Genomic DNA, 14,387 nt, shown 5'->3' with positions numbered 1-14,387 from the left:
CGAACAGCGGCGTCCAGCGCGGCCGGGGGCGGGCTGTTCCCCTTCCCGGCCCCCGGCCCGGTCCGGCCGCGCCGTGGACGGCATCACCCGCCCAGGGCAGGGTGATGCCGGACTCCCGGGGGTGCGCCGTGAGGATCAGGTGGCGCCGCAGTCCTGGGCGGGGGGCCGTTCCGCCGTGGCGTCGAGCGGCAGGAAGCCGGCCGTGTTCGCGTACTGCGCGCCGGCCCGCCCGTTGGTGTTGATCATCAGTTGCCAGGGCCGGTTGTTGCTGTCGTTGAGGGTGCAGTAGACGCGCAGCGTGTCGCCCGCCCGTGCGAGCCCGGTGTTCGGGGCGTCGGTCCCCGGAATCGGCTTCATGTCGGCCTGCACGATGCCGGCCGCGGGATGGGCCTGGTACTGCGACACGTAGTCACAGGAGACCATCACCGTCCCGTCCGGGAGGGTGAGTTGGTCCCCGCGGATGAATCCCGCGGTGTTGGGGTACTGCTGCCCGGCCCGCCCGTTCCGGTTGAGGCTGAGTACCCACACCACGTTGTTGTTGTCCCTCAGGAAACAGATCGCGGCGACGTTGTCGCCGGGCCGTGCGAGCCCGGTGTTGGGGGCGTCGGTCCCCGGAATCGGCTTCATGTCGGTCGTGGTGCGCACCGACGTGCCGCGGCCGATGCCCGTGACGCCGAGGTCCGCGGCCTTGACGGCGGGCCCGGCGGCGGCCGCGTACGGCGCGGCCAGCACCGTACTGATGGCGATACTGAACAGACTGACCGCAGTGGCGACGATCCTTCTCACAGTCCTTGCTCCTCCCCAGTCGAATTCTTGATTCGCGAGGATGCCGCGCCGCGCCCGCCACCGGTCCTGACGGACATCAGGGCAACCGGCCACAACCGGGGCCGGCGGCCCGACGCGGCGGGCAGGCCGGCCGACGTCGGGCCGGGCTGGGCCGCGTCGGGCCGGGCTGGGCTGGGCTGGGCCGCGTCGGGCCGCGTCGGGCCGTGAAAACGCCCCTGACGTGCGCGGCGTGCGCGGGTCAGGGGCGTGATCGGGAGTTCTACTTCTTCTTGCCTGGGTCTTGCGGGATATCACGCCGACCAGGGTTTTTGCAGTTGGGGACGCTGATCGACTCCGGGTGAGTGGTCGGCATTGGTCGTGATCGGGTGCCGTTGAGCAACCTCGGACGGCCCAGAGACGGCCCAGACAGACAACCGTCGGTCTAGGTACTGATGGGCAAGTCGCGAGCTCGCTGGCGTGCTTGGGCCCGCAGCTCCTTCAGACGGCTGTGATACGCGTTGTGGCGGTTTTGGTCGAGGTTCAGTGGGAGGTCGAGTCGGGAGATGAGTTGTGACTCCAGCTCCCACGGTCTGTCCTGCTCCATCCAGCACACTCGCGCGTTGTCAGCCATCCACTGGCTCAGGGTGGCTTCGCCTGCCTTGCCAAAGGTCATCCGCCTACCGCTGCCCACGCGGCGTAGTTCAAGTCCGAGCAGACACCCCAGAGTGAGCCGCAGCGTCGAGCCGGCCGCATTGCCCCGGTAGTGATAGAGCACGCGCTTGCGCAGGTTCTGGGTACTGGTCCGGTTCGCCATGTACCGCGGGGCTATCCCGACGTAGAGGAGGCGCTCGGCTGGCATGTCCTTATGGGGTGTCTGCTCGAAGTGCCACCCATAGACTCCTGGCGCCGCTGGCACAGGACTCGGCCGCAGCAAGACTTCATGCGCCGACCACAACCGGTCGGGATCGATGAGTGAAGTGGTTTCCACGAAGCCTCCAGTCGCGCAACGGCTGACCACCGCAGGCTACTGGTCGAGGGCAGCCGTTTTCACAGCTAGCTGCGGGTACGACGCGACTGTGTGGTTCCGCTGTCACCACGATCGGGCGAGGTGCCCATGTGCGCCCGCGCCCGGCTTCGTTGATGCCAGACGTGGATGCTGAGCACCTTGCTGTCGGGGTCTTGAGTGCGCAGCTACTAATGTAAGGCTGTGGTCGCCGCCTTTGAAAAGGCCCGATCACGCTTCTGAGGCTCCAGCGAGGAAAAGAGCCCTCCACCTCGCGGTGTACGCGGGTGGAGGGCTTCCCCGGTCAGGATCCGTATTCGCGCAATAGGGCAATCATGTTGCGAATCTTCTGAATGGCGTCATCTGGGATGGGGTCTGGGTTGAAGTGCATCAGGTCGTTCCTGATAATTCGAATTTCACCCAAGCGTTTCCCGAATACCTTGCGATCGAGCGGCCAGCCGAGCTGATTCCACAACTCAGGAGTTTCCAGGACTCGCTGGTAGTCGCCGATCGAAAGGTCGTCGAATGAAGTGATACCTCGTTGTCCTTGAGGGTCGCAAGTATGTTGGACGTCGGACAGTTCGAATGTGCGCATGACGACTCGGCGAAGGCGTTGGTCGAGCTCGCCAACCAGGAAAAATGGGCTCGCAAGCGAACCGTAGGCGGCTGCTACATCGCTGGCTGTGACGATCCCGGCGATTCTCTGCGTTTGATCCCTGACGAGAACGAACTCAGAATCTGCAAGAGCTGGCAAAATGTCGATCAGGTCATGGTCGTAGGAGACTTCGCTCGCAGTAATGATCGCATCGGAGAATGTCGCGTCAGGCTTGGCGTGGCGGGCGCGAGCGATCGATTTCCATGTGACAGCACCTCGAACGTTCCTGCCGTTAATGACAGGCAGTTGTGAATAGTCATTTATGACCATCAGTGTAATTGCCTGCTCGTATGTTGCATCTGGTGGGACGCTGGTGACTTCGGAGAGCGCGGATGGAAGGTTTCCAACTGTCAATCCTGTCTCCGGTTCGTCTTCATCATCAAGGTCGCGAGGTGGTGTGTCGGCGACCAGGACGCTTGTCGGTACAACCTCATCCGTACCGTCCTCTTCCTCTTGTGCAGTAGTGACCAGTTGAACCGTCGAGTCGAAGTGCACTTTCTCGAAGTCTGGAAGGGTAGTGAGGCTGTGGTTGGCTAGCTCCGCATCGATCTGCTTGGTGATCAGGTATCCGCGTCGCATAGCGCCCCACCAGCCGACGATCTCGCGCACAGTAAGGGTGAGCGGTTTTCCCGCGTCAGCCAACTGGCGAGCGCGTTTGAGCCGCTCGTGCCGCTCGGCGGGGGTGAACAGTTCGCTCCCGGCCTCCACTTCGTCTGGTGTTTTCGAGACTTCCTCGGCGGCTTCGTCGAGTAGCCGCTGACGTAGGTCATCCAGAGTCTTGCCGTCATCGAGCACCCACGCGTGCCAGCCGTCGAATGATCCTCCTCCGACGGCTGCAATGGCAGCTCGCGACGGAGACCGAAAGAGTTGGCCGTCGGGTAGCTGCAACTTCCCACCCGCCGCGACCTCCGCCTGGTGCTTCTCGCCTCTGCGGGGTCGTTCGAACGTCAGCTTGGCCCCTACATCGAGGTAGTGCGCCTCCAGCAGGTCGCCGACTGTTACCCGACGCCCTTCCAGGAGATATGACTCCCGCCCCATCTGCCCCACCTCACCCTAAGCACTCGATACACGCTGTGGGTGATCCATCTTCATGCATGTGTGGCTAATACGCTTGGAGTTGGCGTCATTGGGAGGGCGCCGATAGACGATGAAGACTCCGGCCGCATTGTGCTGTCAGGTCCAGTGTGAAGGGGGCGCACCCTCGCGGTGGTCCGCCTCCCGGCATCTCCCACGGAAGTGCTGTTCGGGTCTGCGGCCCAAGTGTCCGATGTGTGTCCGTGCTAGGTCGTGGGAACGCTGTGCCGGCTTCGCGCTTGGCGGCGTAGTCAGGATGGTCGACACCTTCTGATCACCTGACGGCCCACACACGGCCCAGCGCACCAAGAAGCCCCCCAGCAAGCGGAAAACCCGCAGGTGGGGGGCTTCTTCGGTCCTGCTTACTTCTTCTTGCCCTGGGTCTGGCGGGCCCGGTTTTCGGCCCTGGTCAGAGGGGTGCACTCACCAACTGACCTGCGGCTGAGCGGTTGTTGGCTGTCGTTATTGGTCGTTGTCTGTCGTCGTCGGAGGTTCCACAGAGGTCCCGGCATGGGGCCCCGGAGAGCCGCTAGCGCTAGCGGCAGGGGTCGCTAGCGTTAGCGACCCCGCTAGCGGCCAAAACCGCTGGTGACCAGCATGTTAGCGGTTAGCGGCCCACCTGGGCAGACTTCGGAATCGGCCCGCTGGACGCCTCTGGACAGGGGCCGCCGGATCGCTAGCGGGCCGTGCCCGGCCGCCGGACCGTCGTGGGGAAGAGCGAGAAGGAGCGGCCTACGGCCGCACGTCTTCGGGCTCGCTCCGCTCGCACGCCAGCCGTCACCTGGTGTTGAGCCCCATGGGCGCCTGCCCCTTGGAAGGCGCCTGAGAACGGCTTTTACCTTCGGGGGACTGACCGACCGCCCCGCCGGTAAAAGCCGTCCTGGGGGCCTTCCAAGGGACAGACGGCAGACGTGGGCAGGGGCCGCCGGGCCTCTCCCGCTCCCCGCCGGTCCCCAACGCTCTTCAGGAGGGAGAGAGGGCCGTGAACGCCGCGATCCGCCCCCGACTGAAGAGCGCTCTTCCCCTCTTACTAGAGAGTTTAGAGAGAACAGCGTCCGCAGCGTCCGCCGGACATCGCTCACCCTCTCTGACCTGCACCGTTCGTGTGGACGCTAAACAATCTGTTTAGCGTCCGCTAGCGTCCGCAGCGTCCGGACACGCTCCGCCACTAAGAGCGTCTTTCCGCAGGTCAAAGCGGCTCTTAGGGGGAGATCGGTTGCGGACGCTAGCCCCCGGAACAGCGAAGAGACCACCCCCGCGCGGCAGGGTGGTCTCTTGGTCCGTGGCACACAGCAAGAGGAGCACCACGGCCGGGGGTGCTCCTCTTGCTGTGAACCTGTTCGCGGCAGACCGCACAGCGCGGCGCGCCTGGCCCGACACGGCGGCCGTCGCGCGCGAGCGCAGCTCGCTGCCAAAGGTCGCGCGACCGCAGGGCGCACCTTCTATCTCTTGCCCTGAGGGGCGGCTTCTTCCAGCGCCTTCAGTACCGAATCGGGGTCGCCGCTGTAGACGATGTGTGGCTCGTTCGGCTCCGGAGGTACGAACCGTGTTCGGTAGCGGGTCAGGTCGCTTTCGGCGAAGTAGATCGAGTTCGGATCGGCCGCATGCTGCGCATTGCGAGCGCTCACGCGGGCCCACAGTTCTTCGTGACTCGCCTCCAGGTAGACGAGCACTGTGCTTGCCCCCGCGTCGGTCGCGATCGAACGCCATCGAGCACGGTCGTTGGGCGTCCAGAAACCGTGATCGACCACCACGTCATGCCCGGCCCGAAGTTGCTCGCGGAGTTCCTCGGAGATCTCTTCGAGGACAGGGCGTTCGAGGGTCGGAAAGATGCCTCGGGGAAAGTCGACTCCGTACACGCCGTGTCGGCGGAACATCTCTTCGTCTGGGCAAAGCCGCACGAAACCGCGAGCCGTGAGCGCACGGGCAAGTGTCGTCTTGCCTGAACCGGGGAGTCCTGCCATCAGGACACAGAACGGCCCGGACGTGTTGTCAGCGGCCGTCACGGAGCGACTTCCGATTCCGTGCGCCAAGTGCGGCCGGGGCCCCCGAGGTCAACGCCGTACTCCACGATGTTGCTCTCGCTGTCGACGAACTTTGCCGTCATCACGACCACCGGTTCGGCCGGCGGCTTCGCAGGGTCCAGTTCCAAGAGCCGCGCATCCTCAGGCGTCAGCAGGCGCGCCGACGCGGTGTCGATCCTGTGAGTGATCGGGCGGCCGGTGGCCTGAGTGATGAGTTGTAGCGACGTCCCGCCGCCGGTCAGACGCTCGCTCTTCACCAACTCCGGGATCAGCCTTCCGTATCGGGCGGGGATCCACGATGTGGAGTGCGCGACGATTCCGTGCCGGTCGCGATACACACGGCATCGCCTGATCACGTCCGAACCGGGCTCGATGTCCAGTACCCGCGCTACGTCTGCGGGTGCCGACACCACAGCGGCCTGGTGGGAGTCGGACCGTTCGCCGGAACCCCAGCTCGACCCGCTGCGGCGACCTCGGTCCTGCCGTTGTGATCCCGAAGACATCGGAGAGGGACGGTCCAACACCTCTGTCCCGATCCCGTGAATCCCCCTGACGAGCCCATCAGTACGAAGCTTCCGCAATGCCTTTTCGGCGGTCCCGGTGCTGACTTTCCAGTCCTGCGCGAGGTTCTTGATGCTCGGCAGAAGCGACCCCGGCTCCAATTCGCCGGATGTGATCAGCTCCGTGTAGTGGGCGGCGATCTGCGCGTACGGCGCGCGATTGTCGGCCTGATCCGACATCTCCCGTGCTCCCTTACCTCAGTGGACGACATCCCTACTGTACCCCTTGACGCCCTAGGTTCCCTATGGAACCTTAGGGATGTGCCCGCCGGTCGGATCGGTCGATCGGAGACCACTTTCTGGCGCGCACTGAAACGCGAAAAGCCCTGGTTAAAGGCCAGGGCGTCGAACAGGGAGCGGCCTCCCACCGCCAAGTAGTCAGCCGCTCCCCGACCCTCGAAGGGGTGTGTCCATCATGCCTGGAACCATCGCGGAACAGTCCACTCAGCAGCACACCGCCCTGTACACCGCTCGCATGGAGCGTGGGTGGGAGGTGTCGGAGCTGATCCACCGGATGCGGGTGGAGGCCAAGACGCAGGAGGCCAAGCTGCCGTGCGCTGACCGGCCGCTGGTCGTGCACATCGCCAAGTGGGAGCGCGGGGAGAGCGTCCCCCGTGCCCGGTACGCGGACGTCCTGATCGCCGTGTTCGGCAAGTCCGCCACGGAGCTGGGTCTGCCGGACCGGAGCATCCCGCCGATCGACTCGGAGCTGTGGGGGCGGCTGTACGCCCGCTACTACGACTGGACCGTCAAGTTCCTGTGGAACCGGGTGCATGACCGTGAGCTGGCGCAGGACCTGGCGCAGGACACATTCATCGAACTCGGCAAGACGCTGCACAAGATTGACCCGTCCAAGCCCGAAGACAAGCTGTACGGGTTCGTGGCGCAGCAGGCGCGTTGGACGCTGGGCCTGTACCGGCAGGGCTCCCGGAGCTGGCGCGAGACGACGCCGGAGGGCTACGACGACCTCACCACCGACGTGGCGGCGCGCGACGACCGCTCACGGCCGGAAGAGTCGGTGCGGCTCACGGTCGACCTGAACCGCGTACTGGCCACCATGCCGGAGCGGCAGCGCCAGGTGATCGCGCTCACCATCTTCGACGACCTGCCGCGCGAGGCGATCGCACGCGTCATGGGCCTGTCCGTGATCCAGGTCGGGAAGCTTCACCGTGCGGCCGTGACCGAACTGCGGGCCCGGCTGACCGGCACTCCGATCACGTGGACCATCCCCAACTCCGTGGGCGCCCTGGGACAGGCGGCATGAGCCACAAGCACAAGCTGAACTCGGGGCGGCGCCGCGTGCGTAAGGAACAGCTCGCGCGCCGCCACGAGCAGCGCTGCGCCTACTGCCGCCGCCCGTTCGCCAACCTGCGGGAGGCCACCCTCGATCACGTCGCGCCCTACTCGCTGTGGCGCACCTGGACGGTCACCGCCCTCGTTCTGGCGTGCGAGTCGTGCAACAACGCCAAGGCCGACCGCTTCCCGCTGTCGCTCGCGCTCGTGCTGCTGCGGTCGGTCGACCCGAGTCGGCCGACCGTCGGCCTGATCGACTGGCGCCTGTTGGCCCGACTCGCCCACGCCAACAAGTCGGCCTACGAGGCGGTGTGGTCGCCCGACTCGATCGGCCCTCGGTCTACCCCTGACCTGCGTGACGAGCCGCGTCACACCCCGCGTCACAACGCCGTGCGCGGGGCCCGACCGACCTGCCGCACGATCGACCGCCGGCCGTCGATCCGCCCCGACTGCCTGCGCGCGCCCCACCCCGTGCGGGTGTGCGCGGGCCCGACCGGAGAGGCGGTGTTCGCGTGACGAGCACCCGATCCGAACGACCCGTCAACGGCCACCCCCACCCCGGCAAGAGTCGGGCAGTGGTCGACCCGGCCAAACCGGCCGCCCGCCGACCGGCCCACACCACGGACGAGAGCAGCAAGCCGCCGCCCATCGCCGCGCGGATCGTGGCCATGGCACGCGAGGAATACACGTTCGTCATGTCCGCCGACGGCCGCCCCTACGCGGTCGCCATCGACGGCCCGAACCTCGCACTCCCCCTACGCGGCCGGGCCGGACTGCGCCAGCGTCTCGCCCGCCGGTTCGCGGACACCTACCCCGGAGAGGTCGCCTCACAGTCCGCGCTCGCCGACGCCATGACCGTCATGGAAGGCATTGCCGAAGACACCGACCCCGTGGCCGTGCACCTGCGGGTGGGGCGCGCCCCCGCCGGCGCCATCGTGGTCGACCTCGGCACCGCCGACGGCCGCGCGGTCGAAGTCACCCCCACCGGCTGGAACGTCGTTGACCGCTCCCCGGTGCTCTTCCGCCGCTCCGGAGCCATGGCACCCATGCCCTCCCCGGTGCTGGACGGAGACGGGCTGGCCAAGCTCCACTCCCTGCTGAACATGGATGTGTCGGCGTTCCGTCAGCTCGTTGCGTGGCTGGTCGCTGCCTGGATTCCCGATATCCCGCACCCGATCCTCACCTGCAAGGGCGAGCAGGGCACGGGTAAGTCCAAAGCGGCGCAGATGTTCATCAACCTCATCGACCCGTCCCCGGCCGCCAAGCGCAGCCAGCCCCGCGACCCCCAGGAATGGAACACACAGGCGTTCTCCTCATGGGCGCTGTGCCTGGACAACGTCAGCACCATCCAGCCGTGGCTGTCGGACACCCTGTGCAAGGCGGTCACCGGTGACGGAGTCGTCAGCCGCGCCCTGTACACCGATGACGACGTGGTGGTCCTCACCTTCCGGCGAGTGCTCGCCATGACCACCATTGACGCCGGGGCGCTCGCGGGGGACCTCGCCGAACGGCTCCTCATGCTCGACTTGCAGCTCATCGACGCCGAACGGCGCCGCTCGGAGGAAGAGCTGGACGCCACGTTCGCGGCCGTCCGCCCAGCCGCCCTCGGGGCCCTGTTCGACGTGCTGGCGTGCGTGCTCGCGGTACTGCCGTCCGTGCGGCTGGAGTCCATGCCCCGCATGGCCGACTTCGCCCGCGTGCTCGCTGCGGTTGACCAGACACAGGGCTGGAACACCCTGGGCGACTACCTGGCGACCTCGGAGAACGTGGCCACCGACGCGTTGGAGGGCGACCCGTTCGCCGTCGCCATCGGCCGCCTGGTCGACGAGGCGGGAATCTGGCAGGGCACCGCCGCACAGCTGCTGGAAGCCCTGCCCCTGCCCGGCGGCATCCGGCCGCCGAACTGGCCCAAGGACGCCACCCGCGCGAGCGGCAGGGTCAAACGGCTCGCCCCGCTGCTCCGGTCCACCGGCATCACCGTGGACGACACGCAACGTAGCCGCGACCGGCACCGGAACAAGCTCCTCACCCTGGCCCGTGCGGCACCCGAGGACGACACAGCGTCCGCACCCGAACAGCGCCCTCCGTGGCCGGAGGTGGCCCCGCCGGGGCACCTTGAAACCCCGCCTGACCAGTACTGACGGAGCCGGAGACACCGCCGGGCCGGGCCTCACAACAGAGGCCCGGACACGTCGAACCTGCGGACGCTACAGCCGTCCAGCGTCCGCAGCGTCCGCACTAGCGTCCGCACCCCCACCCCCTCTGAACTGCCGCGATGCGGCCGTGTGGACGCTGGGTCGCTGCGGACGCTGCGACACACCAACTCTCTAGGACAGCGACCGGCACCACTCCCACGCATCGCACCCCGGACACGAGGAGTCACCATCGCCATGGCCAGCCCTGAGCCGACCGACCCCCGCGCCACCCTGCGCGGCGGCCTCCCCGACCGCTATCTCACCCCCGAAGACCTGGTCACCATGTTCAGCCTCCCGAGCGTCGAAACCGTCTACCAGTGGCGCCGCAAGCGCATCGGCCCGACCGGCTTCCGCGTCGGCCGCTACCTCCGCTTCAACCCCGCCGCCGTACAGGCATGGGAAGCGGAGCGGACCGCCCTCGAAGACGCCGCGTGAGCCCTGCTTGCGCAAGCGACCCCCGCCGCTTGCGCAAGCAACCCCGCTAGCGACCACAACCCGCACTGATCAGCAGCGAAGCAGCAAGCGACCCGCCCGCCGACGACCCCGAAACCGGCCCCGCCCGGCGGGGAGGCACCGCCCGCCGGACGGGGGAGGCGGGGAGAACTCCCCCACCGGCTCCCCGCCCCGTCTCCCCCGCGCTGATCAGCGCAAACAGCACTTTGGGGAGGCGGGGAGACACCACTCGCAAGCCCCGAAAACAGCTCCTGGAAGCCACCCCGGGACCCCTGCCTCAGCCTCCCCGCCGGGCCCGGCGGACACCGTGAACGGCAGGGAGGAACCGCCCGCCGACACAGGGAGGCAGGGAGAACTCCCTGACCGCCTCCCTTACCCGCCTCCCTCTGCCTGACCAGCACGGACACCCCCTCAGGGAGGCAGGGAGGCACCACCTCACCACCCCCGAAAACCCCCTCAGGAAGCCACCCGAGACCCCGTGTCACAGCCTCCCTGAACCCCGCCCGAACGCTGCTACCGGTAGCAGCCCGACCCGCTACCGGTAGCAACCCCGCTAGCACCCCAAACCCCCAGTGATCAGGCCCGTAGCGAGTAGCGGGCCCGGCACCCCACACCCCAAAACCGGCCGGACGGCCCCCACCGGACCCCGCCCCGCCCTGCTACCGAGGAGGGACACAGCCCCCATGGCTGGCCACATCTTCGACCGATGGATCAAGACCACCACCGACGCCGACGGCAAGAGCGTCCGCGTCAAGACCGACCGTCACGGCGTGGGCATGCGCTACCAGGCGCGCTACCACACGCCCGACGGCCAGCGGAAGAACAAGTCCTTCCCCGACGGACAGAAGCGTCTCGCCGAACAGTGGCTGAGCACCATGCAGGCGGACTTGGCTCGCGGCGACTTCATCGACCCGGACGCGTCCCGCACGACGTTTCAGGAGTTCGCAGAGAAGTGGCTCGCGAACCAGAGCGGCGACCCGAACACCCGGGCGTCGATGGAGTCTCAGCTCAAGCTCCACGCCTTCCCTCGCATCGGGTCGCGTCGGCTCGGGTCGTTCCAGCCGAGTCACATCCGCGAGTTCGTGACGCAGCTCGAAGCGACCGGCATGTCCGGCGCGTACGCCCGTGTGATCTTCTCCAACGTCCGTGCCGTGCTCTCCGCAGCTGTCGAGGACGGATGCTTGCGCCAGAACCCTTGTAACTCGCGCACGGTGTCCCCGCCGGCCGTTGGCGCGCGTCGGGTCGTTCCGTGGGAGCCGGAGCGCGTGTTCGGCGTGCGCGGCGCGATGGTCGAACGGTTCCGGACCATGGTCGACCTGGGCGCCGGTTGCGGTCTACGGCAAGGCGAGATTCTCGGACTTGCGGTCGACTCCATCGACTTCGACAGCGGCACCCTGCACGTGGTGCAGCAACTCAAGCTGAGCCTGAGCAAGGCCGTGTTCGCCCCGCCCAAGGGCGGCAAGCTCCGTGACGTACCGCTGCCCGATCCCGTGGCCGAAGCGCTCAGGGAGCACATCAAGCGGTTCCCGCCGGTAGAGATCACCCTGCCGTGGATGCGGGCCAACGGCCAGCCCGTGACGAAGCGGCTCATCTTCACGGGCCCCAACGGCGGGCACGTCTGGCGCACGTCCCTGAACGAGGACCACTGGAAGCCCGCTCTCGCGAAGGCGGGCGTCATCCCGAAGGCCAAGAGCCGGGAGCACGCCGCCGCTCGCGAGCATGGCATGCACGCGCTCAGGCACTTCTACGCGTCCGTGCTCCTGGACGCCGGGGAGAGCATCAAGGCCCTCGCTGAGTACCTCGGACACTCCGACCCTGGCCTGACTCTCAAGGTGTACGCGCACCTCATGCCGAGCAGCCGGGAGCGGGCCCGGAAGGCTATTGGGCAGGTTCTCCGGCCGCAAGATCCCACGGGCTGAGGTTCCAGGGAGGTTCCAGAGCATGAAAATGCCCCTGAGCCGCGCCGTGTGCGCAGCTCAGGGGCATGATCACAAACCCTACTTCTTCTTGCCCTGGTTCCTGACCGCCTCGATCGCCGCCGCTGCCGCCGTCGGGTCGAGGTAGGTGCCGCCGGGGGTGAGGGGGGTGAAGTCGGCGTCCAGGTCGTAGTGGAGGGGGATGCCCGTGGGGATGTTCAGGCCGGCGATGTCGGCGTCCGAGATGCCGTCCAGGTGCTTGACCAGGGCGCGCAGGCTGTTGCCGTGGGCGGCGACCAGGACCGTGCGGCCGGTCAGCAGGTCGGGGACGATCGCGTCGAACCAGTACGGGAGCATCCGGACGACGACGTCCTTCAGGCACTCCGTCCGCGGGCGCAGCTCCGGGGGGAGCGTGGCGTAGCGCGCGTCGTCGAACTGGGAGTACTCCGCGTCGCGGTCCAGCGGCGGCGGCGGGGTGTCGTAGGAACGGCGCCACAGCATGAACTGCTCCTCGCCGAACTCGGCGAGCGTCTGGGCCTTGTCCTTGCCCTGGAGGGCGCCGTAGTGGCGCTCGTTCAGGCGCCACGACCGGTGGACCGGGATCCAGTGGCGGTCGGCCGACTCCAGCGCCAGCTGGGCCGTGCGGATCGCGCGCTTCTGGAGGGACGTGTGGACCACGTCGGGGAGAAGGCCGGCGTCCTTCAGCAGCTCGCCGCCGCGGACCGCCTCCTTCTCGCCCTTCTCGTTGAGGTTGACGTCCACCCAGCCGGTGAACAGGTTCTTCGCGTTCCACTCGCTCTCGCCGTGGCGGAGGAGGATCAGCTTGTACGGTGCGTCGGCCATGCCCCAGAGCGTAATCCACGCTTTCGGGCCCCAGACGGTCCGCCCATCAGCCGGACAGTTGACGTGATCTGTTAAATGAGTGGCCTTCCCGCGGACCGTGTTCGTAAGTTGCTGATGCCTTCGTGGCTGCTTACATCCGCTGCCGGTGTCCGGCTGTCTCCGGGGGGACCCCATGTCACTCGCCGCCGTGCGCCGCGCCACCCGGGAAACCGTCTCCGGGCTGCCCCGCGAGTTCTGGTGGCTGTGGACGAGCACGCTGGTCAACCGGCTCGGCGCGTTCGTGGCCACCTTCATGGCCCTGTATCTGACCCTGGACCGCGGCTACTCCGCCTCCTACGTGGGTCTGGTCGTCGCGCTCCACGGACTGGGCGGGGTCGTGTCGTCGATCGGGGCCGGGGTCATGACCGACCGGCTCGGCCGGCGTCCGACCCTGCTCGTGGCCCAGGCGTCGACCGCCGTGTCGGTGGCGGTGCTCGGGTTCGTGCAGCATCCCGCCGCCATCGCGGGCGTCGCCTTCGCCGTCGGCGCGGCCTCGAACGCCTCCCGGCCGGCCGTGCAGGCGATGATGGCCGACATCGTGCCGCCCGAGGACCGGGTGCGCGCCTTCTCCCTGAACTACTGGGCGATCAACCTCGGTTTCGCCGTCTCCTCCATGGCGGCCGGTTTCATCGCCGAGGTCAGCTATCGCGCCGGGTTCCTGGTGGAGGCCGGGATGACGGCGGTGTGCGCGGTCGTGGTGTTCGTGAAGCTGCCCGAGTCGCGGCCCGAGCGCACCGAGAAGGAACGGGCCGCGGACGAGACCGGGATCGGCACCGTACTGCGCGACCGGCGCTTCATGACCGTGGTCGGGCTGTCCTTCCTGGTCGCCCTGGTCTTCCAGCAGGGCGCGGTCGGACTGCCCGTGGCGATGGGCGCGGCCGGGTTCTCTGCCTCCGACTACGGTCTCGCGATCGCCGTCAACGGCTTCCTGATCGTCGCGCTGCAGATCCCGGTCACCCGGTTCATCGAACGCCGGGACACCGGCCGCGTCCTCGTCGTGTCCGCGCTGCTCGCCGGCTACGGCTTCGGGCTCACCGCGTTCGCCGGGTCGGTCGGCGTCTTCGCGCTGACGGTGTGCGTGTGGACGCTCGGCGAGATGCTGAACGCGCCCACCCAGACCGGGCTGGTCGTACGCCTGTCCCCCGCCCACGGGCGCGGCCGCTACCAGGGCGTGTACACGCTGTCGTGGTCGGTGGCGGCCCTGGTGGCGCCGCTGATGTCGGGAGTCGTCATCGACCGGTACGGCGCGGCGTGGCTGTGGGCGCTGTGCGCGGTGGTCGGGACGGCCGCGGCGATCGGGTACGGCGTGCTGATGCGGGGGCTGCCGCCGGACGCCGTCGCCTCCGAGGTCGCCTCCGAGGTGTCCGCCGAGGTGTCCGCCGGGAGCGCGGCCGAGGCCGCTGCCGGCGCCTGCGCGGGCGCTTCGCGGGAGGCCGCGGCCGGCGCCCTGCCGGGGACCGTCATCGCCGGTGACCCCGCCGTCGTCCTTCCGGACACCCCCTCCGGCGCCCCGGCCGTGTCGCCGGAGAGCCATGCCGTCCTCCCGGCCGCGTCTGCCGGGGGCACC

Annotated in this window: 12 protein-coding genes; 6 read left to right on the top strand and 6 right to left on the bottom strand. The window is 68.0% G+C overall.

The window, feature by feature from the left end:
* Window positions 1-135: 135 nt before the first annotated feature.
* The 5 genes from SZN_RS08075 to SZN_RS08060 all read right to left on the bottom strand — a co-directional run bounded on the left by SZN_RS08075 (window position 136) and on the right by SZN_RS08060 (window position 6,261).
* Complete coding sequence (locus SZN_RS08075) at window positions 136-786, bottom strand: hypothetical protein (protein WP_007493181.1); 651 nt, start codon at window positions 784-786, stop codon at window positions 136-138.
* A gap of 421 nt (window positions 787-1,207) precedes the next feature.
* Entirely contained in the window at window positions 1,208-1,753 is a 546-nt protein-coding gene (locus SZN_RS08070) for a GIY-YIG nuclease family protein (RefSeq protein WP_043729246.1), read from the bottom strand.
* Between the two features lie 319 nt (window positions 1,754-2,072).
* Entirely contained in the window at window positions 2,073-3,461 is a 1,389-nt protein-coding gene (locus SZN_RS38365; RefSeq protein ID WP_078508497.1) for a restriction system modified-DNA reader domain-containing protein, read from the bottom strand.
* A gap of 1,478 nt (window positions 3,462-4,939) precedes the next feature.
* A complete protein-coding gene (locus SZN_RS38360; protein ID WP_279627013.1) occupies window positions 4,940-5,503 on the bottom strand; it encodes a P-loop nucleotide/nucleoside kinase family protein in 564 nt (187 codons plus the stop codon).
* Window positions 5,500-6,261, bottom strand: coding sequence for a GntR family transcriptional regulator (locus tag SZN_RS08060; protein WP_007493173.1), 762 nt, complete (start codon window positions 6,259-6,261; stop codon window positions 5,500-5,502). Before SZN_RS08060 ends, SZN_RS38360 begins: the two co-directional genes overlap by 4 nt.
* Before the next feature lie 235 nt (window positions 6,262-6,496).
* Between SZN_RS08060 and SZN_RS08055 the strand changes: the two genes are divergently transcribed.
* From SZN_RS08055 to SZN_RS08035, 5 genes are all read left to right on the top strand, one after another.
* A complete protein-coding gene (locus tag SZN_RS08055; protein WP_139063538.1) occupies window positions 6,497-7,345 on the top strand; it encodes a sigma-70 family RNA polymerase sigma factor in 849 nt (282 codons plus the stop codon).
* On the top strand, window positions 7,342-7,890 hold the full coding sequence (locus SZN_RS08050; RefSeq protein ID WP_007493169.1) for an HNH endonuclease: 549 nt from the start codon (window positions 7,342-7,344) through the stop codon (window positions 7,888-7,890). Before SZN_RS08055 ends, SZN_RS08050 begins: the two co-directional genes overlap by 4 nt.
* A complete protein-coding gene (locus tag SZN_RS08045) occupies window positions 7,887-9,515 on the top strand; it encodes a hypothetical protein (protein WP_063741739.1) in 1,629 nt (542 codons plus the stop codon). The genes SZN_RS08050 and SZN_RS08045 overlap by 4 nt, the downstream gene beginning before the upstream one ends.
* Before the next feature lie 249 nt (window positions 9,516-9,764).
* Window positions 9,765-10,004, top strand: coding sequence for a helix-turn-helix transcriptional regulator (locus SZN_RS08040; RefSeq protein ID WP_007493165.1), 240 nt, complete (start codon window positions 9,765-9,767; stop codon window positions 10,002-10,004).
* Between the two features lie 701 nt (window positions 10,005-10,705).
* Window positions 10,706-11,941: a tyrosine-type recombinase/integrase gene (locus SZN_RS08035; protein WP_007493163.1), complete on the top strand. Its 1,236-nt coding sequence runs from the start codon at window positions 10,706-10,708 to the stop codon at window positions 11,939-11,941.
* Window positions 11,942-12,019: 78 nt separating this feature from the next.
* Here SZN_RS08035 and SZN_RS08030 read toward each other — a convergent pair whose 3' ends face one another.
* Entirely contained in the window at window positions 12,020-12,781 is a 762-nt protein-coding gene (locus SZN_RS08030) for a phosphoglyceromutase (protein WP_007493161.1), read from the bottom strand.
* A 172-nt stretch (window positions 12,782-12,953) separates the two neighbouring features.
* Here SZN_RS08030 and SZN_RS08025 point away from each other — a divergent pair.
* Window positions 12,954-14,387: MDR family MFS transporter (locus SZN_RS08025; RefSeq protein ID WP_007493159.1), on the top strand; the 1,434-nt coding region annotated here is incomplete at its 3' end.

Source organism: Streptomyces zinciresistens K42, from assembly GCF_000225525.1.
Classification (GTDB): Bacteria; Actinomycetota; Actinomycetes; order Streptomycetales; family Streptomycetaceae; genus Streptomyces; species Streptomyces zinciresistens.
The sequence above is the reverse complement of the archived record's forward strand: the minus strand, read 5'-3'. Positions and strand labels throughout refer to the sequence as shown.